The sequence below is a fragment of the Snuella lapsa genome, assembly GCF_039539345.1.
Taxonomy (GTDB): Bacteria; Bacteroidota; Bacteroidia; order Flavobacteriales; family Flavobacteriaceae; genus Snuella; species Snuella lapsa.
On sequence record NZ_BAABCY010000024.1, the window covers coordinates 1 to 22,050 of the forward strand.

A 22,050-nucleotide genomic window follows, 5' to 3' on the forward strand; every position below is an offset into this window, starting at 1 on the left:
CTCTGAACATTACACCCATTGAATCCAATCAACTATCTCTATGGGCGGCTTAAACAAGATTCACGTTAAATTAAATGAACATAAAATTCCCGAAACGATCTTAAAACAACGTTTTGCTGAAATGGTTAACCAAAATTATGAATGTGCAGGTATCTACGACAACAATGATAAATTAATAGGTGTTACCGGTTTATGGTTTTCTACAAGACATTATTCAGGAAAAAGTGTAGAGACCGATCATGTATACATAGATGAAGCCTATCAAAACCAAGGTCTTGGCAAACTATTTTTTAATTGGATACACAATTATGCAAAGCAAAAAGGCTGTGAAGCGATAGAATTAAACACCTATGTAAACAATTATGCTTCACATAAGTTCTATTATAATCAAGGATTTAAAATTTTAGGCTATCATTTTTTAAAAAAGTTGTGATTTTTTTTTGCAAAAGAAACAGTAGTTTACATATATTTGCACTCGCAAAGGCGGGAGTAGCTCAGTTGGTAGAGCGTCAGCCTTCCAAGCTGAATGTCGCCGGTTCGAACCCGGTCTCCCGCTCAAAAAGCTTTGTCATAACTGACAGAGCTTTTTTCTTTTAAGGTGTTTGAAAAATTATAATTGTTATAAGGCGAAAATTTATCTAAACACAATCCAAGAAACCCCACTGCCCCATTCAAGAAACCTCATGTTAATAAAGCTTTTTTTATATGTTTCACTCGATAATCGAGATTTAAGTGCTCAGGGGCTTGCTTCGAAAGCAAAAAATATTTTCCTACAAATACCTCCTGTACTTGCCCGGGACAGTTTACTTTAGTTCACTAAGGTCTGTGTTAGGAGCTACTTCATAAGGCTGTTTATTATACTCAAAAATACGTGCAGATAAATTTCCTTTCAAAATTATCGAACTGTCGTTTACATGTAGCCAACTGCCTTCTCTTAAACCAATTACAGGCTGTGTATTAAAATGATGGAATTCTTTTATGCGTGTTTCCCGTGTTTCCCCCATATGTTTACTGTTCACATCAGGATCCAAATAATGAGGATTGATATTAAAAGGCACAAAAGCCAATGCATTAAAACTGGGAGGGTACACTATGGGCATATCATTCGTGGTTCTTATACTCAACCCACAGATATTACTACCTGCACTTGTCCCCAAATAAGGAGTACCATTTCCAACGCTTTGTTTTAAAACCCCTATAAGATCATTTTTATACAACTGGTTTGTTAACACAAATGTGTTTCCACCTCCAACAAAAATGGCTTTGGCTCCCTTTACAGCCATTTTAGGATCACTGCAAGTATGCAGCCCTTTTACCTTCTTCCCTATTTTTAGAAAAGCATTGCTTACTAATTCCGTATAATCGTCATGCGAAACACCACCAGGTCTGGCATAAGGGATAAATAAAATCTCGTTGGCCTCTTTAAAAAAGTCGGTAAGCGCTTCCATTATATACTCTAAATAACCACTACCATGCAACGTCGATGTACTTGCTATTAAAATGTTTTTCATTTGTTTAAACCTTATTATATTAAATCAACTACAAAACCAAGAACATACATAACCCACTAACAGACTGCCTCTTAACCCAATACACGTGTCAATAGGCAGGAATTTAAACATCACCCTTTGTGAAGTAATTTTTAAAACTCATTAAAGTGCGTTCCATGCTTTCTTTTGATTCGTAAAAATAAACAAACCTAAAGGCTTCAAAAAAAATATATGATTTAGTTTAAAATACGGTTTTAAAATAGTAACTTAACGTAAAAAGTAATATGAGAAACTTTATCTTTTTTTTAATAGTAACATTCTCTTCTTTACAATCATTTTCCCAAAACTTTTTGCGCATAGAAGTTGAAGGCAAAATTATTGTTGAGAGTAACGACGTGTCTGGCATTGCTATTTTCAACAAATCTTCAAATACAGGAACGGTTACCAACGACAATGGTATGTTTAACATAAAAGTAAAATTAAACGATGTCATAGAAGTTAGTGCCCTTCAGTTTCAAAATATCACGTTTCAAGTTAACGAAGCTATCATGGAATCCCGTAGCATGAAAATCTTTTTAATCGAAGAGATAAAAAAACTAGACGAAGTGATCGTATCCAACAATAAGCTTTCTGGTAATTTAAATACAGACTTAGAAAATACAAAAGTGTACAATCTCAAATTAGATGCCCTGTACTTTGGCCTCAAAGCAATTGATGACAACCAGTTTGAAAGAGACTACAAATCCAAAGTAAAGAACGAAGTTATGACCTCACAACGCCAAACCATGATTTATGGGCTCAACATCGTAAATGTCGTAGATCAGTTGTTATTACCTCTATTTCGATCCAAAGTTCCAAACAAAAAGGCTCATGGTATCCCAGAGATTCCCATAGAATATATTAAGCATTACTTCGGCGCCGAGTTTTTAACGCATCATTTTAATATTCCAGAGCACAGGATTGAAGAATTTATACAATTCGTTCAAACTGAAGATTTCGATTATTCCTTACTTAACTATGGAAAAGAAATGGAATTTTTAGAATTTATTCATAAAAAAAGTGTCACGTTCTTAAAAAGTTAAAATCATATTACTACTAGCCGTTTTTTAACAAACTATTATTACCCTATTGTATTTTATTTAAGATTCTATAGCCTTATTTTATGGTTCCAAACCTTAAAATTTGAAATACAGGCTACTTTTACTTGACGATCGAGATTTAAAACACCTCGTGGGTTTTCCCCAGGGCGGCTTACTTCTACTTTTATTTTCCTCACTAAGTATATTAGGACAAACCAAAGAACGCGTCGATATCCAAGGGCGCATTTTCTCAGAAGTTAATGATATTGAAGGCGTTACAATTTACAATACCTCTTCCAACAAGGGTACTATTACAAACAAAGATGGTAAGTTTACCATTGCTGTAACAGTTAATGACATCATCGAAATTTCGGCTTTACAATTCGAGGCTGTCTCCATTACCATAGACAAAGCTATTGTTTCCTCAAAAACCCTAAAAGTGCAATTAATAGAACAACTCAACAAACTAGAGGCAGTTACCCTAAAATCGGGACTTACAGGAAACTTAGCAGAAGACATAAACAATGTAAAAACTCCTCCTAAACTAAGCATCGACTTGGGCAACATGGATGCCTTACAACTTAGTAACGATCAGTATAGTAAGGTTAAAAATGAGATAATGCGCAAAGGACAATTAACAAACGGAGTAGACTTTATTGCGCTCTATAAGATACTAGTTAAACCATTATTAAAATCCAAAAAGAAGAAAGCAAAAAACACCAAAACCCCTCCAAAGAGCTTCTCAAAAACAATAACAGATATATGCCCAAAATCTCTTATAAGTGAGGCTACCGGGATTCCGATCGAAAATATTGAACCATTCTTAACATATATAGAGGACAAAGGTATTTCTCAAGATTTACTGAGCAGTAAAAATGAAATGGAACTTTTAGAATATCTTATCCAACAGGGAGAGCTCTTTTCAAAAATTAAAAATTGACTAACCCTAAAAACAGGTAAGCTTCTTTTAACACACAGCATGACACCAATCCACCCGCACATATATATAACCCTTATACTCCTCTTACCTTGTAGCGCACCTATCTTTTCTCAACAAGTAACAATCACCGGTAAAGTAGAAGGCAAAGACAATGTAGAAAACATCCATGTTATAAATAAAACCTCGCAAAACTTTACCATTACAAATGCTAATGGCGAGTTTCAAATTGAAACCAAATTACAAGACACCCTATTATTTTCGTCCATACAACACAAAACAAGGTCTATAATTATAGATAAAAGTATCATACAGTTTCGTGCCCTTAGAGTAAATCTCGAAGAACACGTAAATGAACTTGACGAAGTTATAGTAGGGAAAACACTTACTGGAAATTTACTTTATGACATTAAAAATGTAGACGGTAAACCACCCATCAATTTTTATGATGTTGGCATACCTGGTTACACAGGGAAGCCTGCAACCCAAAGTGAAAGAATGCTTCACGAAGCCGGCGAATTCAAACCCAGCATGCTATTGGGATTACTTGGTGGGTCTGTCCCTCTAAACCCTATAATAAATGGGCTGTCGGGCAGAACCAAAATGTTAAAAAATAGAGTTAAACTAGAAGAAAAAGAGGCGCTAATGCAACGTATAAAAGGTAGGCTTTCCAGAGATTTTTTCGCTTCAAATCCTTTGGAAGAGGATTTACGAATGGATTTTTTCTATTTCTGTGCAGACGACCCTAACTTTATAAAGCACTGCAAAAATCAAACAAATTTTAACATCTTAATGTTTCTAAGGAGAAAATACAAACAGTACCAAGAAAACCTAAAGAGCGCAGACAATTAACTTTTTTGGAACACTTTTTGAATTCTGAAATAACTACTTTAGCAAAAAATATTTGACAATGAAATTTGCAAAACTTTTTGTCTTCTTCCTTGTACTACCACTTATGGCATTTACAGCTGCCCATAAATACTATGTGAGTGTTACTCAAATCGAATACATTAAAGACAAGCAATCGGTACAAATCATATCCAGAATCTTTATAGATGATTTTGAAAAGCTACTACGCGAGCGCTATGATGAAACCATTACCTTGGCCAATAAAAATGAAGCAAAATCTACCAATCGCTATATAGAAACGTATTTAAAGGAAAAACTAAGGATTAAGATTAACGGCAAAGATGTTGCCTTTAATTTTATAGGAAAAGATTATGAACCAGATATTATGCGTTGCTTTCTTGAAATAGAACATGTAAAATCCATTGACACTTTTGAGATAAGCAATCAGGTCTTATTCGACCTTTACAACGAACAACAAAACATTGTAAAAACAAAAATAAACACAAAACAAAAAAGCTTTATTCTGGTTTCTCAAAACAACAAGGCAGTGTTAAATTTTAATTAAATTAGGGATGTAACTCCACAAATTTCCTTATTTTCGACGACTTTTTAAAAGAACAAATCTGCTTTTACAAAAGTCATAATCATTAGAAAAACACTAACTTACAAATGAAAAAACTTAAGTATTATTTTCTTTCTGCGGTCTTTATTTCCACAGGCCTATTTGCCCAAGAGCAAGGAAAGCAAGAACGCACACCCGGACATACCAATACCAATAAATTCAAACAACTTTACGATGAATTTTCAACGCCCAACATGTACAGAGCTGCTTCTGGAGCACCTGGTTCGGCGTATTACCAACAACAAGCCGATTACAAAATGGATATTGTTCTTGATGACCAAAACACAAAGCTATCAGGATACGAAACCATTACCTATACAAACAATTCGCCAGACAATCTAAAGTACCTTTGGGTACAATTAGACCAAAACAAACGCGCTAAAGACTCTAAATCCCCTTTAATTGAAAACAGTGGTTTCCAACCTGCAGGAGAACCTCAAAGATTTGTAAAGGATTTTTTGAAAGATCCTTTTGATGGTGGTTTTAATATTGAAGCCGTTACCGACAATAAAGGAAAACCATTACAGCACATGATTAACAGAACCATGATGCGTATTGAACTACCTAAAGTTTTAGAATCTGGAGAGAAATTTTCGTTCTCAATTAAATGGTGGTACAAGATCAACGATCATGTTGTGGACAGAGCACGTTCTGGGTACGAATACTTTCCAAAGGATGGCAACCGTACCTTTGTTATTGCACAGTTCTATCCAAGAATGGCTGTATACAGTGACGTTGAAGGCTGGCAAAACTCACAATTTTGGGGACGTGATGAATTTGCATTACCATTTGGAAATTTTGAAGTTAACATTACCGTACCTGCAGATCACATCTTGGACGCTACAGGAAAGCTAACCAATAGAAAGGACGTATTCTCCAAGACCATGATGGAGCGTTACGAACGTGCTAAAAAATCATACGACGAACCTGTTCTTATCGTAACACAAGAAGAAGCAGAATCCGCTGAAAAATCTTTTTCTCAAGAAACCAAAACATGGAAATTCTACGCAGAAAACGTACGCGATTTTGGCTTTGCCTCATCAAGAAAATACATATGGGACATGATGGCCGTTAAAGTTGGTAACAAAGATGTTATGGCTGTGTCATTATACGCTAAAGAAGGAAACCCCCTTTGGGAGCAATGGTCTACAAAAGCTGTAGCTACTACCCTAAAATCGTATTCCAGAATGACATTCGAGTACCCATACCATAAAGCCATATCGGTACACGCCAAACAACAAGGTATGGAATACCCTATGATATGCTGGAACTGGGGACGTCCAAAAGAAGATGGCACGTACGACGACCGCACAAAATACGGTATGATTAGCGTTATCATCCACGAAGTAGGACACAACTTCTTTCCTATGATCGTGAATAGCGACGAGCGTCAATGGACATGGATGGACGAAGGTTTAAACTCGTTCCTTCAAACTGTTGCCAAAAAAGATATGGGAGAAACCTACCCAGATGTTTTATCTCCTGGCGACAAAACATTCCCTGCAAAAAACAGCGACCCTTCCTCTATCATCCCTTACATGAGCGGTAATCAAGATTATACAGCACCCATAATGACCAAAGGATTAAATACCTACAATTTTGGTGCAAACGCCTATTCCAAACCTGCGGTAGGGTTAACTATGCTCCGTGAAACAATAATGGGACGTGAGCTGTTCGACTATGCCTTTAAAGAGTATTCACAGCGTTGGATGTTTAAACACCCAACACCCGAAGATTTCTTTAGAACTATGGAAGATGCCTCAGCCTTTGATTTAGATTGGTTTTGGAGAGGTTGGTTCTATACTACCGATTGGGTTGATATTGGTGTAAAAGATGTAAAGAAATACCATGTAACATCTGAACCTAACCAGTACATAAAGGATCTTGCCGAAAAACGTGGTTTCCAATTAGAAAACTTACCTCCTTTAGTGTACTTAGTTGAAGAAGGTAGCGAAGAATATGACGAAGCAAAACATAAAGGCACCTCTGTTGAGGACTGTAAGCCTTTAAAAGAATACATTATGGATAATTTTACGACCGAAGAGCGTAAAAGCATCAAATCTCCTAAATACTTTTACAATGTTACTTTCGAAAAACCAGGTGGTTTGGTAATGCCTATTATCGTAAAATATTCTTATGCAGACGGCACCTCTAAAACAGAAACCTACCCAGCACAAATTTGGAGGCATAACGACAAAGAAGTTAAAAAGGCTATTGCCTCAGATAAAGAAATTGTATCCATCACTGTCGACCCTAATAAAGAAACAGCCGATATAGATGCATCAAATAACGCTTGGCCAAGAGAAATCAAACAAAGTGAATTCGATCAGTTTAAAGAAAAAGTAAAAGGTTAAAACCCAATTTAAAGCCGGCTTTTAAGAGCCGGCTTTTTTATGGACTTAAAACGTGTTACCTGGACAACATAATCTTGAATAATTCTTTACCGTATTAAAACAACTTACTATATTTGTACCGTGATACATCAAGCTACATTTTTGTTTATTAGTGGTGCAGAAATAGCGTTTATACTATTTATTGCAATCATGGTTTTTGGTGCCGATAAGTTACCAGAGATTGCCCGCGGCCTTGGTAAAGGCATGCGCACCCTTAAAGATGCTACCAACGACATAAAACACGAAATTACCAAGAGTGCCGAAAATCACGGTATCGACACCAGCCTTACCAGCGACATTAAAAAGGAACTAGACGAAGTTAAGGACGATCTAGATGATTTTACGGGTTCTGTAAAACGTAAGTTCTAAGGTTTCCAAGGATTTTTAGAACGCTGTTTGTCCATTTACTATTTTATTTTTTATTTCCATGACCATCTCCCTATTTAACTTAAAGGCATTGGGGATGTCCTTTAAATGCCCTTTTGTCTAAAAAAGAAGCTACCTTTTTAGACAACCTCTTTTAGAATCAAATAAAAACAAGAGTTTTTTTCAATGCATTAAAGCTTTGATTATGAGCATAACAAAAAAAACTGACTGCAAAAAACAAATGTAAACAACCAATTACCACATAATTAAACCCTTCACTTAATGACATTGAAAGCGCGCTAGCGGGGTTAAAAAATCCTCTAATTTATATTAGAATTGTAATAACCTCTAATTATTAACATCATCATTATAAAAATAAATTGAATAACTGCAACTGATATAAGCAAAAAAGCTTTATTTAACTCCTTTTTAGATTTCTTATCAGATATTTTAAACAGTTTATAAAAAACTTTACACCCATTTTCTCTCGCTACTCTATTAATAACAGTAAATGAATATAAAAATAAAACTACTCCTACTAAAAAAGATAAAATTATAAAATATATCATTATTCGTCGTTAAATTGATTCTCAAATATTTCTAAATTAGGTAAAATTAAATCATTAAATGATTTTAAATCATCAAGTGAAAAACTCGGGCTACCTTCTTTATGTCCACTGCAATATAGTAAGTCCATGTTAAAATTGTTATTTTTTCAAAACAGAGGAAATGAACATTTTGCCTGTTCCTAAATTCTATAAAAGATTTCCCCCGCTTCTGTTAAGTATTTTTAATCTTTCCGACTTTAATAAAATAGATTTCTATCTTTATTCGAAAAAACGATTTTATGCAAAAAACATACTACGACCCCGCCGATTTAAAAAAATTCGGAAAAATTAGCGAATGGAATGAAGAACTAGGCAGTAAATTCTTTGAGTACTACAATTCGGTGTTTAAAGAAGGAGCCTTATCCGAACGCGAAAAATCACTAATAGCCTTAGCTGTTTCCCATACCGAGCAATGTCCCTATTGTATTGACGCCTATACAAAGGACGGTCTGCAACGTGGCATTACCAAAGAAGAAATGATGGAAGCCCTACACGTAGGCGCAGCCATTAAGAGTGGCGCTACTCTGGTACACGGCGTACAAATGATGAATAAAGTGAATAAACTGGAAATGTAAAGTACTTTATTTGTACTATTCAAAATCTGATTAATGGCAACAAAGTCACTACATAAACGCAACAGCGACCTGGCAGACAGTCACAGGCAACTCGACATTCTATCCAACGGAATCTTCAAAAATGGAGAGCTACCCACCTTTAAATCAAAACTGACCCAAACCAACCTTGCCCCTATAAAAGCTAAAAAAATAGAAATCCTGCAAATAAACGTGGGCTATATGTGCAATCAGGTATGCGAACACTGCCATGTCGATGCCGGTCCCGACCGACAGGAGATTATGACACGCGAAACCATGCAGCAATGCTTAAATGTTATTGAAAATTCAGGTGCCCATACACTCGACCTTACGGGTGGGGCTCCAGAAATGAACCCACATTTTCGATGGTTTGTCCAAGAAGCTGCAAATGCAGGCATTAAAGATTTTATTGTACGATCCAACCTAACCATAATCAAAGCCAATAAAAAATATCACGATTTACCAGAGTTTTTCAAAAAACACAATGTACACGTAGTCAGTTCCATGCCACATTGGACACGAGGAAAAACCGACAAACAACGCGGTAATGGTGTTTTCGACAGCTCCATCGAAGCACTTCAAATGCTCAATGCGGTGGGTTATGGCATGCCTAACAGCCCGTTAAAACTGGATCTTGTTTACAATCCTTCAGGCGCTTTTTTACCAGGCAACCAGGCTGCTTTAGAAAAAGATTTCAAAAAGGCACTAAAAGACGATTTCAATATTCAATTCCACAACCTGTTTGCCATAACCAATTTACCTATTAGTCGCTTTTTAGACTATTTGATAGCTTCCGAGAATTACGAAGATTATATGTACAGTCTCGTTGATGCATTCAACCCTGCTGCCGTAGCCAATGTCATGTGTACCAATACCCTATCAGTGAGTTGGGACGGCTACCTATACGATTGTGATTTCAATCAGATGTTAGAATTACCTGTTAACAGCAAAGTAAAACACATTTCAGAATTTAACCAAAACCTATTAGAAGGTCGCAATATTGTCATTTCACAACATTGTTATGGTTGTACCGCTGGTGCCGGAAGCAGTTGCCAGGGCTCAGTGGCTTAATCAAATTGCTTTTATTAATGTATTCGTGGCGTTCATGAAATTTTTTGAGACGAAAGCGAACTATACCAAAGTGTACAGTTTTAACTAAATTTGAGATTAATAAAACAAACCGTTTGAAACGAATATTTTTACATACCTACCTACTAATAATCAGCATACTTCCGCTATGGGGGCAAGATAACATTGCCGATGTATTAAAGCAGCACAACACCAAAAGCGTTCCCTACATCTCGGTTCAGGAACTGGCAATGCCCAAAACAAATGCCATCATTCTGGATGCACGAGAACCAAGGGAATACAAAGTAAGCCATATCAAAAAAGCCATTCACGTTGGTTATGATTTTTTTAGCGTCGATACGATAGCTCAAAAGGTCCCCGACAAAACATCACATATTGTTGTATACTGTTCCCTTGGCATTCGGTCCGAAGTTATTGCCGAAAAACTAAAACAAAAAGGCTACACCAATGTTTACAATTTATATGGAGGTATTTTTGAATGGAAGAACAACAATTTTAAACTATTCAATTCCAACGATAAAGAAACCGATTCTGTGCACGTCTTTGACGAAACATGGGGAAAATGGTTAACCAAAGGTATTAAAGTTCATGACTAAAGCACTAATTATTGTTTTTGTTAAAAATATTAAGCTAGGAAAGGTAAAAACACGTTTAGCAAAAACGATTGGCGACCACGCAGCATTTGAAGTCTACAAACAATTGGTAGAAATTACAGAACGAGCCACTCTAAACATATCTGTAGACAAACGTATTTATTTCTCTGATGCCGTTGTAGACTCTAAATGGCCTAATGATTACAAAACAATACAAGAAGGCCAAAACCTGGGCGAACGTATGCAAAATGCCTTTAAAAAGGGATTTGAAGACGGTTATAGTCATATTATACTGATTGGTTCCGATTTACCAGATATAAAACCCAAGCATATCGAAGAAGGTTTACAAGCTTTAAATAATACCCAAGTTGTTTTTGGCCCTGCTACCGATGGTGGCTACTACCTAATAGGTTTATCCAAGCTCTTTCCGTTTGTCTTTAATAACAAACCCTGGAGCCAATCCAACTTATTGAACGTTACACTCCAAGAATTAAAACAGAAAAACATATCTTACACCCTACTGGAAGCACTAAACGATATTGACACATATGAAGACTTAATAGCCTCCAACTTTTACCAATCGAACGAAACATTGAAACAAAAAATACAAGAATTAAATGATTAAATACATAGAGGAAACTGTAGAATACCTACAGCAAAAAGGATTTGAATCCCCAGAAATTGGCATCATTTTAGGCACCGGTTTAGGACAGCTAACAAACGACATAGATATAATAAAAGAAGTGAGCTACAACCACATCCCTAATTTCCCAACAGCTACCGTCGAGTTCCATAAAGGGAAATTAATATACGGAAAGCTTGAAGGCAAAAAAGTGGTGGTTATGCAAGGACGCTTCCATATTTATGAAGGCTATACCCTTCAAGATGTAACCTATCCAGTGCGGGTTATGGAAAAATTGGGCATTAAAACGCTCCTTGTTTCCAATGCTGCCGGAGCCATCAACTTAAACTTTAAGAAGGGAGAATTAATGCTTATCGAAGACCATATTAACCTGCAAGGCAGCTCGCCTTTAGCCTTTAAAGGTGTTGAACTTATGGGAGAGCGCTTTACCGATATGAGCGCCCCTTACAATGTCGAGATTAATTCAAAATTCAAATCCATTGCAAAAGCCAATAACATTACACTTCACGAAGGCGTTTACGCCAGCGTTGTAGGACCACAGTTAGAAACACGTGCCGAATACAAAATGCTAAAAATAATCGGAGCCGATGCAGTGGGCATGAGTACCGTTCCCGAGATAATTGTTGCCAATCATTTAAAATTAAACGTTGCAGCCGTGTCAGTTTTAACAGATGAATGCGACCCAAACAATCTGAAACCGGTAGACATAAGCGATATTATTGCCATGGCAGAAAAAGCAGAACCAGAAATGATTCTGCTCTTCAAGGAATTAATTAAAACATTGTAGGCAATACAATATCCAATACCTAACAATTTAAACCATGAGTTATTTAGATACAACACATAATGTATATAAAGAAGCAGCCCTTAGCCCAAACATAGGCTTATGCTGTACAACCAATCCCATTTGGGAACTACCTGGTCTAAAGATCCCTAAAATCATGCAGGAGATGAACTATGGCTGCGGCAGTACAGTACATGCTCGCGACCTTACCAACAACCCCAAAACCTTGTATGTTGGTGTTGGTGGTGGCATGGAACTATTACAGTTTGCCTATTTTAACCGACAAAAACATGGTGTTATTGGCGTTGATGTTGTAGACGAAATGCTTGAAGCATCCCGTAAAAACTTTGTTGAAGCAGAAATTCTTAACCCTTGGTTTAAAAGTGAATTTATCGACCTAAAAAAAGGAGATGCCATGCACCTACCCGTAGAAAGTAATAGCATAGATGTTGCTGCGCAAAATTGCTTATTCAATATATTCAAGGCAGACGATCTAAAAAAAGCCATATCTGAAATGTACAGGGTTTTAAAACCACACGGACGCCTGGTAATGAGCGACCCTACCTGCGAACAGACTATGAATGAAACACTGCGTAACGACGAACGCTTACGAGCCTTATGCCTTAGTGGTAGCCTCTCTATTAAAGACTATATAAAAACACTTACTGACGCCGGCTTTGGCACCATAGAGATAAGGGCAAGGAAACCGTATAGGATCCTTGATCCTAAAAATTACCCTACAGACGAATTGATCTATATTGAGTCGATTGAAGTTGCAGCCATCAAAGATCCTATGCCAGAAGACGGTCCCTGTATCTTTACTGGAAAAGCTGCTATTTATTACGGTGATGCCGATTATTTTGACGATAAAGTTGGCCATGTATTACTTAAAAATCAGCCATTGGCCATATGCGACAAAACAGCCAAAGCTTTAAAAGCCCTTAACAGGAACGACATTTTTATAAGCGAATCAACCTACCACTACGATGGAGGCGGTTGTTGCTAAACAATAACCAGCGGCAACCACACTATGGAAAAGTATATCGACATCATAAAAAATTCTTATTCCGGGTATTGGAACTATCTTAAACAAGAACTTTTATTTCAAAACCACTGGGATAATTATTTTTATGGTTTGATTGTTATTTCTTTACTTGTTTGGGGTCTGGAAATCCTCCTCCCCTGGCGTAAAGACCAGCCCATTTTCAGAAAGGACTTTTGGCTGGACACCTTTTACATGTTCTTCAATTTCTTTTTACTGAACCTTATTGTTTTAATAGCTTTATCTAATGCATCTACTGAGTTTTTAAATGACTTTTTAAGCATCTTTAATCTACAGTTAAAAGACTTACAACTATTTAATGCAAATGATTTACCTAAATGGCTCGGACTGATTCTATTCTTTTTAACAAACGATTTTGTGCAATGGAATATACACCGGTTATTACACCGCATTCCTTTTTTATGGAATTTCCACAAAGTGCATCATAGTGTCAAACAAATGGGCTTCGCCGCGCATTTGCGCTACCATTGGATGGAACCTGTTGTTTACAATAGTTTGCGCTATATACCACTTGCTTTAATAGCAAACTACAGTGCGCAAGATGTAGCCATTATTCATTTCTTTAACATTACCATAGGCCATTTAAACCATGCTAATTTAAACTGGGACTATGGCGTTCTTAAATACGTTTTCAACAATCCCAAAATGCATATCTGGCATCATGCCAAAGCCCTGCCCGACCATGTTAAATATGGTGTTAATTATGGACTCACCTTAAGCCTTTGGGATTACCTGTTTAAAACAAACTACATTCCCTACAACGGCCGCGATATTGAATTGGGCTTTCAGGGCGACGAGATCTTCCCCAAAGATTTTATCAATCAAGAACTATACCCCCTAAATAAAAAGCCATGACACGATTTTTTATCTTCTTGTTTGTTGTACTAACAACAACATCGGTTCTTGCCCAAAAAGCAGATCATACGCTTTGGAACACCGTTTTACAAAACCATGTATCCAACAAAGGACAGGTAGATTATAAGACCATAAAATCAAACCCCAACCAATTGCTCACCTACTTAAATACTCTGACTAACAATGCACCCGATTCCGATTGGACGCGAGAGGAAACCCTAGCCTATTGGATTAACGCATACAATGCCTTTACAGTGCAGCTTATTATTAACAACTACCCCCTGCAAAGCATCAAGGACCTTAAAAACCCCTGGGACAAGAAATTTATAACCATTGGCAATAAAACCTTATCCCTAAACCAAATAGAACACGACATCCTAAGAACCATGCACGAGCCCCGTATACATTTTGCCATTGTATGTGCATCGGTCTCTTGCCCTAAACTATCCAATAGCGCCTATACCGCAAGAGATCTGGATATACAACTCAATCGTGCTACAAGAGCCTTTTTAAACGACCCTTCAAAAAATAACATCGAAAAAAACAAGCTAGAACTCTCAAAACTATTCAAATGGTTTACAACCGATTTTAAACAGAACGGCAGTCTTATTGACTTTCTCAAACAATATTCCGATATTGATATTTCAAAAAAAGCCAAAATAGTTTACAAAGATTACAATTGGAATTTAAACGAATAAGCCTATTACATAAAAACGCTGAACCGCACCAACCACAATGCACCAACTATCCGTAATTATCCCAATATTAAATGAAGCAAACACCATTGGTAAGCTTCTGCGACATCTTACAAACAATGCTGCTTCCCAAAAACATATCGCAGGTATTATAGTAGTTGATGGAGGCAGTACAGATGGGTCTCAAAAGGTCGTATCTGCATTTTCCAGTGTACAACTAATAACCTCACAGAAAAGCCGTGCGCGACAAATGAATACAGGAGCATCGGTGGCCACAGGTAACATCCTTTACTTTTTACATGCAGATTCCATACCACCCAAACACTTTGACAAACACATTATTAATGAGGTTAAAAAAGGAAACGAAGCTGGGTGCTTTAAGATGAAATTCGATAGTCCCCACTGGTGGCTTAAACTGGCTGGCTGGTTAACCCAATTCCCATGGCGTGCCTGCCGTGGTGGCGACCAAAGTCAGTTCATCACCAAAACCTTGTTTAATACCATTGGAGGCTATAATGAAAGCTACACCATTTATGAGGATAACGACCTGATAAACAAACTCTATGCCCGTAAACAATTTGTAGTGATTCAGGAATGGCTAATCACATCGGCTCGGTGTTACCATACCAATGGCATATGGCGCCTTCAATACCATTACTGGACCATTTATTTAAAAAAATGGCTGGGCGCCTCGCCCGACACACTAAACCAATACTACTTAAAATATATACGGGTTGAAAAATGACTGTGTTAGTTTGGAAAATATATGTTAAACTTGACAATCTGAACTAGTGGAAAAACTTATTATAGGTAGTTTTTTTATCCCACCATACATAGGCAATTAGTCCAATTCCAATAACTGTCATTGTTATTATCCCAAATTCCAAACCTAGTATTGGGTTATCATAAAATATATTGCTGAACAAAGCAAAAATTACAGAAACCAATCGCGTGGGTATAAATGCTATGCTAATCAAAATTGCTAAATATTTTGGATTAGAATATTTTGTTAATATTGAATGAATAATAGGCGCAATGTGTATTTCGGAAATTCCAAGAAAAAGTAACGATACCATAAAAGTAATCGTGTGATCTGCGGTTGGAGTCTCTGGAATTAAAAATAAAATTCCAAATGATATAACTCCAAAAATAAAACCTAGCATTAATTTAAAAAATTGATTGCTGTAAAAGTAAGTCCATAAAATAATTGCTATTAAACTAATTGGAATGGTGAAAACAGAACCAATAGATTGCCACATACTTTTTGATATTTCCAAAGTTGAAATTTCGCTGAATTGCATTTGTAAATCAAAAATTCGAATGTTTGAGATTTCATAAATTCCCCAAAATAATCCAACAACAAGAAAAGCAATTAGAATATTCAAAACCTTTTACAATGGGAAAAAGTAAAAAACTGTCACGCAGAGCGAAATGCAATGAAGCGAAGTATCTCTCATCCAAAAGTAAGATGTTGCATTCCTCTGTCATGCCTACGTAGGCAGGCATCCACCTAAAATCCCAACGCTTCAAACGAGCAAACAAATCGATTACAAATTCTTCCCGTTAAAAAAGTATATTTTGGCCTATCGATAAAAACCTTAAAAATCAAGCTAGCAGTGAGGAGGAGGTATTTTTCATCCGTGGCAGGTGAAACCGTAACATTTTCTTAGGTTTTTATTGTAAGCCTAGACCCTTTTGTCACCTATCCTGAGCATCTCGGCAAGCTCGATACAGACCCAGACTGAGGGTTCGTCAATGATAAAAAACAAGAAACTACAATAAAATCCTTACCATATTATCCTGCACAGTTTCTTATCTTAAAAAAGAATTATTTAACATTTCAATTCTTTTTTTGACTTAATCCTTCCAAGTTCCATTCAATTGGATTACTGATGAAACTACATTCCAAATCCGGTTTATCTAAAGGATCATTAAAGAAATCCTCGACTATTTGAAAAAAACAAGGATTAAATAGATTGTGACCTTCATCAGGAAATATTACTTCATAACCGTTTTCCAAATGCGCTAATGCCTCTGTAGCATTGCTAACGGGAGTAACGTGGTCTAAACCACCACTTACCATGAGCGTTGGAATTTTAGAAACTACGGCTTGGTTTTCAATTTCTGAAGCCCTATAAGAATGCCAATTATTAAGTAACTTTATACCAAGTTCAGAATCCATAGTCAAATTAAATGCAATTTCAGATCGTTTTATAGATTCGACCAAAGCCAATTCATCATAAAAAGGGAGTTCTTCATAAGCCAGAACCGAATGATGCATTGGCCAATTAATATAATTGGATAAACTTTCAAGAGCTTTTATAGCATATAGGAGATATTCCGTTTCACCATTTTCGAAAGCCTCAATAAGTAAAGGTATATTTCCTATAGAACGGCGGTCGTAAAGGTGTAAGTAAATTATCAGTGCTGCTTCCTGGGTATTTATAACGAACGGTTTACCCTTATAGTTACAATGTAAAGGGCTAGATTCTAATTTTTTTATTGCTTTAAGCAATTGTTCTTTCAAATTCGGGTATCTCCTATTACAATCTTCATCATTCTCACAACGCTCAAGAACAGTAAAAAGAGACCTTTCAAAATTCTCAATATTATAGTTTATGCCATTTGTTTCTGGCGCAAAAATTCCTGTAGTCACTATGCTCCGAACACTGTTGGGAAAGTCACGTATTATGGTTAATCCTAATCTGGTACCGTAAGAAACCCCTAAAAGATTCCATTGTTCATAACCCAACGCTTTTCGAAGATCCTCAAAATCAGCAGCATTTTCTTTGCTAGTATATCCTGCAAGGTCTACCCCTTCCTGTTTCATAGCGTACTTACATATGGAAAATATAGAGTCCATTGCCTTAATTTCGCCTTCGTTATCCAGATCTTGTCTCATAATACTAAACATAGCCTCTCCCATTTCAATGCAGTTTGCTTCTGACGTTCCGGTTCCTCGCTGATCCATTAGCACAATATCCCTATCGTTTCTAAGAGGGTGATTTTCCCAGAACTCTGCATGAATAACGGTTGGCCCACCTGGGCCTCCTTGCAAAAAAACAATAGGTGCTTTTAGAGAATCGCCCTTTTTGGCCTTTAATACTTTATATACCAATTTGAGGGTTCGGGAATTGGGATTTTTTCGGTTTTCAGGGACTTCCAAAATGCCATCTATGACTTCATTTGAAGAAGTTGAACTACAAGCACATAAAAGCACTACCAAAATTAAAATTATCCATGAACGCATATTTATTCAAATTTATTGATTCTATAGGGTCTATTAGTGATTATTTAAAAAGAAAAAGATAGTACTATAAATCGACTTTTTCTCATTTGTGAATCTTAGTTTATTTGTTTTTAATAACTGGCAACTACCTAAAAAACGCAATATTGTATTTACCTCCTAATATATGTAAACCAATACAACCAAACATACGCAAAAAACCTACAACTATAGTCTAGCTCTAACTTAACAAAATCATCATAGATTATCTTCTTTGATCAACATATAATTAGCAACCCATTGAAATCCAACAAAACCAAAAATAAAGAGTATCGAAAAAGAATTAAACACTTCATCATTTGAAAAAGTCAATCCTATCGCTAAGAATCCTATTACTGCTAATGCAATAGTATAAATCAATAGTCCATGCTTGTTTTTTGAAGGAGAAAACATTGTACCCAAAGGGAGCATCATGGCAAATCCAAATATGGCAACACTCAACATTTTTGGTTCAGACGTGGCAAAGTAAAGTAATATTCCTATGAGAAAAACACCTAAACTTATCGCAACAAAATTTGAACTTGTTTTTTCCTTTTTGTCAAGGAGTAATTGCCCATATTTATTGAATCTCAGAAATAGATTGCTAATAGGAGCAATTATCCATGTTGAAAACGCTATTAAAGCAAGAGCAACTACCAAAGGAATGAGATACGGTTGTAGCGTTTCATTATGGCGAGCTAAGCCCTTTAGTAGTCTAAAAAAGACATAAAAGCCGATAATTACACCCCATTGGTATTTTGCCGTCATGTTACTCATCCAAAAAGAGTATTTTAGGAATAACCTATAGACGGGGTTAGTTGCTTTTAATGCTTCAAGCATTCCCGCCTGTCCATATTCAAAAGTTGGATCGTTGGACAATGACACCTTAAAATGTTCCAGAGCTTTTTTATGATTTCCTTTTTCCAATAATCCCCAACCATAATTTGCATGGGTATAAGCATTGTTTGGGTCTTCTCTTAATGCGCCTTCTATGGTTGCAAATGATTCTTCGCTCCTATTTAGTTTATTTAATGCTGTGCTTCTTGTGTTTAGAGCCAATATGTTTTCAGCATCTATTTCCAAAGATCTATTTGCAATTGCAAGTGCATCATCAAACTGCTTTCTTGCTAATTTGACACTTGCTAATAAAGCAAAGTAATCGGCGTCATAAGCATCTAACTCAATTGCTTGCTTGATTTGAGTTTCTGCTTCACTTAATTTATCTTGCTGAATAGCAATACGTGATTTAGTATAAAACAAATGAGGTGTATCGGGAGACAAACCTATTGCATTATCTATTACACTATTTGCTCTGTCAAATTTATCCTGTTGTAGATTTGTTTCAGCGAGCAATGAAAGGAAACTGATATTGTTTGGGTCTTCATGAAGCAAATCTGAAAGTATTTTTTCTGCCTCAGCAAACCTTTTCTGATCAATGAGCACTTCAACTTTTGATAGTCTATTGTCTTCCATTATTTACTTTTTAATTTTTAAGTAGTTCAAAATATCATCATAGAGCCCTGAGTCGTTGGCAAACATGGCAAAGTTTTTGGCCGTAGAAAACCATTCTTGTGTACTCGGCTTATGCTTTTTCAAAGCCTGTAACAAGTCCTTTGTTTCAATAGGCTTTGGAATACCATCACTAAAGGAAGATTCAAGTTTTTGCTCAATAGCTATATCAATAATAGCATCAATATCTGCACCCGAATACTTTTCCGCTTTCTTGGCTATAGATTGCAAGTCAATTGTCCCTGTTGGTTTACTATTAAGCTTTAATCTTAAAATAGATTCTCTTGTTATCACATCGGGCGGCGGCACAAATACAATTCTATCAAATCTTCCCGGTCTTCTAAAAGCTGGGTCTAGATTCCAGGGCGTGTTAGTAGCTCCAATTATCAATACACCTTCATTTATACTATCAATTCCGTCAAGTTCTTGCAAAAACTGATTTATTAGATGCCTACTACTGGATTGTTTCATATCACTCCTACTTGCACCTAAGGCATCAATTTCATCAATGAAAAGAACACAAGGCGTATTGTCTCGTGCTAACTGAAAAACGTCATGTAGATTTTTTTCGCTGTTGCCAATCCACATATCTAGAATGTCATTTAAACTAACATTGATAAATTTTGCATTTACTTGACCCGCCGTGGCCTTGGCAATAAACGTTTTTCCGCAACCAGGAGGCCCATAAAGCAAAATACCTCCACCAATTTTTTTACCATAAGCTTTGTAAAGTTCGGGATGAAGAAGCGGCTTAATAATCTTTAATTCTATTTCTTTCTTTACAGTATCCATCCCCCCAACATCACTAAAATCAATATTTGGTTTCTGAAGAAAGCGATCATCTACTTCTTCATCAATTTCCAAATCCTCGATGTCCCCTCTTTGTCTCAAATGATTATCTAGCTCTTCATCAAAATAATTTGGATCAATATCCAATGCTTTTTTGTAAATATCAATCGCTTTGGATATCGAATTTTCTTTAAGTAATCCTTTTGCGTACAACGCAAAAATTTCTTTGTCGTTTGTCCCATTATCAATTACCTCTTCCAATATTACGTTACATGCAGAAAAGCTTCCTTTTTTATAGAACACCTTTGCAAGTCCAATTTTTGCTTTATCAGCATTTGTTGATTCAATAATATTCGAATATTGGGTCTCAGCTTCTTCAAGCCGATTTAACAACAGTAGATTATCCGCTAACAAAAGCCTTAAATGATGATTGTCTGGAGAGTACTTCAAAGCTTCTTGCAAACTTTCTATTGTATTGTCATTCATAACATTTCGTTGTTTTTTTCAGTTTTTAAGTCATTTACCCGTTTGAACTATTGATATAAAACATACCGTGGTGGCTTTAATCCATTCAACCGCAAATAAACAAGCATTTGACCTCTATGATGCGTTATATGGTCGGCAAGTAATAATAAAATTTGTCTTTTGGTCCTATTCGAACCAAAATAGTCTAACCTTTCGTCTAGTTTATTTATGTCAAAATTTGAAATGAGCTCTATAGTTTTGCTAAAAGTCTCGTCGATTTTGTCAATCATTTCCTCTTTCGATTTATTGTCCACTTTAAGTTCCGTATCGGTATTCCAATCCCTGGCTTCACGTCCACCTATTAAGGATTGACTATGCCAATCCATTGCCCAGCCAATGTGCATTAAATTTTCTGAAAAACTCATTGATTCAGGCGTTGCTTTAAAATTATATTTTCCTTTTGGCATAGTTTCCGCTACAAGGATTAAATATTTTCTTGAATTCTCCAATCGCTCTAAATACTCCTCGATAAAGTTATTTTCTTGGGCAAAAAGTGACGATGAGAAAGAAGAAAACAATACTATTGAAATCAGGACTATTATATTTTTCATAACTTTCAATTTCTTTAGAGTTTTCAATTTCTGTTTGGTTTTGTCACAATAAATAGCAATACCTCTCAATAAACCTAATATTGCATTTACTCCCCTAATATAGATAAATAAACACAACCAAATATACGCAAAAACCTACAACAACAGCACAGTTCTAATTAAACAAAATTACCAACAAACCGCTCCTTTAAAGAAAGCTTATTCCGGTAATGGTAAAAAGCAAAAAACTGTCACGCAGAGCGCAACGCAGTGAAGCGAAGCATCTCTCATCCAAAAGTAAGATGTTGCATTCCTCTGTCATGCCTGCGTAGGCAGGCATCCACCTAAAACCCAAACGCTTCAAACGAGCAAACAAAATCGATTACAAATTCTTCCCGTTAAAAAAGTATATTTTCGGCCTACCGATAAAACCCCTGAAAATCAAGGTAGAAGGAAGACATAGGGATGAAAATCTTGTTTGACCCCGAAGCAATGAGGGGGAGGTATTTTCATCCGTTTATTAGGCAAGCTTTTTATTTTATAATTCATATTTCATTTTATAAAATTCTAAAAACTTACTTGTAAAAATTTTAATTTCCCTTTTTCCTTTAATTTTTGTGCTTAAATAAAGCACAAGAGTGAACACAAAAATAAAAGTATAAATAACCCAATATTTTTTTGAAATTATAAACGATGTGAGTGTGTGGCTAATTCAGTTCGATTTGTGCCACCGATTTCGGAGTCATTGTGCCATTGATTTCGGTTTAAACCGT

General features: G+C 36.1%; 23 protein-coding genes and 1 tRNA gene. 17 read left to right on the forward strand and 7 right to left on the reverse strand.

What is annotated here, in order from left to right; genetic code table 11:
* Positions 1–40: 40 nt before the first annotated feature.
* Positions 41–433: a GNAT family N-acetyltransferase gene (locus ABD792_RS04265; RefSeq protein ID WP_345004565.1), complete on the forward strand. Its 393-nt coding sequence runs from the start codon at positions 41–43 to the stop codon at positions 431–433.
* 50 nt (positions 434–483) lie between these two features.
* Positions 484–556 (forward strand) — tRNA-Gly (locus ABD792_RS04270).
* Positions 557–803: 247 nt separating this feature from the next.
* Here the strand turns inward: ABD792_RS04270 and pepE are convergent.
* The gene (gene pepE, locus ABD792_RS04275) at positions 804–1,511 is read right to left on the reverse strand and encodes a dipeptidase PepE (RefSeq protein WP_345004566.1); all 708 of its coding nucleotides are present in this window, start codon (positions 1,509–1,511) and stop codon (positions 804–806) included.
* A gap of 263 nt (positions 1,512–1,774) precedes the next feature.
* Here pepE and ABD792_RS04280 point away from each other — a divergent pair, with 263 nt between their 5' ends.
* The 6 genes from ABD792_RS04280 to ABD792_RS04305 all read left to right on the forward strand — a co-directional run bounded on the left by ABD792_RS04280 (position 1,775) and on the right by ABD792_RS04305 (position 7,739).
* Positions 1,775–2,572 (forward strand): carboxypeptidase-like regulatory domain-containing protein, encoded by a 798-nt coding sequence (locus ABD792_RS04280; RefSeq protein ID WP_345004568.1) that lies wholly within the window; start codon positions 1,775–1,777, stop codon positions 2,570–2,572.
* A 100-nt stretch (positions 2,573–2,672) separates the two neighbouring features.
* On the forward strand, positions 2,673–3,509 hold the full coding sequence (locus tag ABD792_RS04285) for a carboxypeptidase-like regulatory domain-containing protein (protein WP_345004569.1): 837 nt from the start codon (positions 2,673–2,675) through the stop codon (positions 3,507–3,509).
* Between the two features lie 39 nt (positions 3,510–3,548).
* Positions 3,549–4,358, forward strand: a complete 810-nt coding sequence (locus tag ABD792_RS04290; protein WP_345004570.1) for a carboxypeptidase-like regulatory domain-containing protein — start codon at positions 3,549–3,551, stop codon at positions 4,356–4,358.
* Between the two features lie 58 nt (positions 4,359–4,416).
* Positions 4,417–4,920 (forward strand): DUF6702 family protein, encoded by a 504-nt coding sequence (locus ABD792_RS04295; RefSeq protein WP_345004571.1) that lies wholly within the window; start codon positions 4,417–4,419, stop codon positions 4,918–4,920.
* Positions 4,921–5,024: 104 nt separating this feature from the next.
* Positions 5,025–7,331: a M1 family metallopeptidase gene (locus tag ABD792_RS04300; protein WP_345004572.1), complete on the forward strand. Its 2,307-nt coding sequence runs from the start codon at positions 5,025–5,027 to the stop codon at positions 7,329–7,331.
* 120 nt (positions 7,332–7,451) lie between these two features.
* Positions 7,452–7,739, forward strand: a complete 288-nt coding sequence (locus ABD792_RS04305) for a Sec-independent protein translocase subunit TatA/TatB (protein WP_345004573.1) — start codon at positions 7,452–7,454, stop codon at positions 7,737–7,739.
* A gap of 565 nt (positions 7,740–8,304) precedes the next feature.
* Here ABD792_RS04305 and ABD792_RS04310 read toward each other — a convergent pair.
* A complete protein-coding gene (locus ABD792_RS04310) occupies positions 8,305–8,433 on the reverse strand; it encodes a hypothetical protein (protein ID WP_345004574.1) in 129 nt (42 codons plus the stop codon).
* A gap of 150 nt (positions 8,434–8,583) precedes the next feature.
* Between ABD792_RS04310 and ABD792_RS04315 the strand changes: the two genes are divergently transcribed.
* The 9 genes from ABD792_RS04315 to ABD792_RS04355 all read left to right on the forward strand — a co-directional run bounded on the left by ABD792_RS04315 (position 8,584) and on the right by ABD792_RS04355 (position 15,404).
* Positions 8,584–8,919, forward strand: a complete 336-nt coding sequence (locus tag ABD792_RS04315) for an arsenosugar biosynthesis-associated peroxidase-like protein (RefSeq protein WP_199116775.1) — start codon at positions 8,584–8,586, stop codon at positions 8,917–8,919.
* A 33-nt stretch (positions 8,920–8,952) separates the two neighbouring features.
* Positions 8,953–10,008 (forward strand): arsenosugar biosynthesis radical SAM (seleno)protein ArsS, encoded by a 1,056-nt coding sequence (arsS, locus tag ABD792_RS04320; protein ID WP_345004575.1) that lies wholly within the window; start codon positions 8,953–8,955, stop codon positions 10,006–10,008.
* A 113-nt stretch (positions 10,009–10,121) separates the two neighbouring features.
* The gene (locus tag ABD792_RS04325) at positions 10,122–10,622 is read left to right on the forward strand and encodes a rhodanese-like domain-containing protein (protein ID WP_345004576.1); all 501 of its coding nucleotides are present in this window, start codon (positions 10,122–10,124) and stop codon (positions 10,620–10,622) included.
* The gene (locus tag ABD792_RS04330) at positions 10,615–11,244 is read left to right on the forward strand and encodes a TIGR04282 family arsenosugar biosynthesis glycosyltransferase (RefSeq protein WP_345004577.1); all 630 of its coding nucleotides are present in this window, start codon (positions 10,615–10,617) and stop codon (positions 11,242–11,244) included. Before ABD792_RS04325 ends, ABD792_RS04330 begins: the two co-directional genes overlap by 8 nt.
* Positions 11,237–12,049, forward strand: a complete 813-nt coding sequence (locus ABD792_RS04335) for a purine-nucleoside phosphorylase (protein WP_345004578.1) — start codon at positions 11,237–11,239, stop codon at positions 12,047–12,049. Before ABD792_RS04330 ends, ABD792_RS04335 begins: the two co-directional genes overlap by 8 nt.
* Positions 12,050–12,083: 34 nt before the next feature.
* Positions 12,084–13,052 carry an arsenosugar biosynthesis arsenite methyltransferase ArsM gene (gene arsM, locus ABD792_RS04340; protein WP_345004580.1) on the forward strand — a complete coding sequence of 323 codons (969 nt, stop codon included), beginning with the start codon at positions 12,084–12,086 and terminating at the stop codon, positions 13,050–13,052.
* A gap of 24 nt (positions 13,053–13,076) precedes the next feature.
* Complete coding sequence (locus ABD792_RS04345; RefSeq protein ID WP_345004582.1) at positions 13,077–13,964, forward strand: sterol desaturase family protein; 888 nt, start codon at positions 13,077–13,079, stop codon at positions 13,962–13,964.
* Positions 13,961–14,662 carry a DUF547 domain-containing protein gene (locus ABD792_RS04350; protein WP_345004583.1) on the forward strand — a complete coding sequence of 234 codons (702 nt, stop codon included), beginning with the start codon at positions 13,961–13,963 and terminating at the stop codon, positions 14,660–14,662. The genes ABD792_RS04345 and ABD792_RS04350 overlap by 4 nt, the downstream gene beginning before the upstream one ends.
* A gap of 37 nt (positions 14,663–14,699) precedes the next feature.
* A complete protein-coding gene (locus ABD792_RS04355; RefSeq protein ID WP_345004584.1) occupies positions 14,700–15,404 on the forward strand; it encodes a TIGR04283 family arsenosugar biosynthesis glycosyltransferase in 705 nt (234 codons plus the stop codon).
* Between the two features lie 43 nt (positions 15,405–15,447).
* Here the strand turns inward: ABD792_RS04355 and ABD792_RS04360 are convergent, their stop codons facing one another.
* The 5 genes from ABD792_RS04360 to ABD792_RS04380 all read right to left on the reverse strand — a co-directional run bounded on the left by ABD792_RS04360 (position 15,448) and on the right by ABD792_RS04380 (position 21,298).
* The gene (locus ABD792_RS04360; protein ID WP_345004586.1) at positions 15,448–16,044 is read right to left on the reverse strand and encodes a hypothetical protein; all 597 of its coding nucleotides are present in this window, start codon (positions 16,042–16,044) and stop codon (positions 15,448–15,450) included.
* A 455-nt stretch (positions 16,045–16,499) separates the two neighbouring features.
* The gene (locus tag ABD792_RS04365) at positions 16,500–17,909 is read right to left on the reverse strand and encodes an alpha/beta hydrolase (protein ID WP_345004587.1); all 1,410 of its coding nucleotides are present in this window, start codon (positions 17,907–17,909) and stop codon (positions 16,500–16,502) included.
* Positions 17,910–18,143: 234 nt separating this feature from the next.
* Positions 18,144–19,397, reverse strand: a complete 1,254-nt coding sequence (locus ABD792_RS04370) for a tetratricopeptide repeat protein (protein ID WP_345004588.1) — start codon at positions 19,395–19,397, stop codon at positions 18,144–18,146.
* 3 nt (positions 19,398–19,400) lie between these two features.
* Entirely contained in the window at positions 19,401–20,708 is a 1,308-nt protein-coding gene (locus tag ABD792_RS04375) for an AAA family ATPase (RefSeq protein WP_345004589.1), read from the reverse strand.
* Positions 20,709–20,755: 47 nt separating this feature from the next.
* Entirely contained in the window at positions 20,756–21,298 is a 543-nt protein-coding gene (locus tag ABD792_RS04380) for a DinB family protein (protein ID WP_345004590.1), read from the reverse strand.
* Positions 21,299–22,050: the final 752 nt, after the last annotated feature.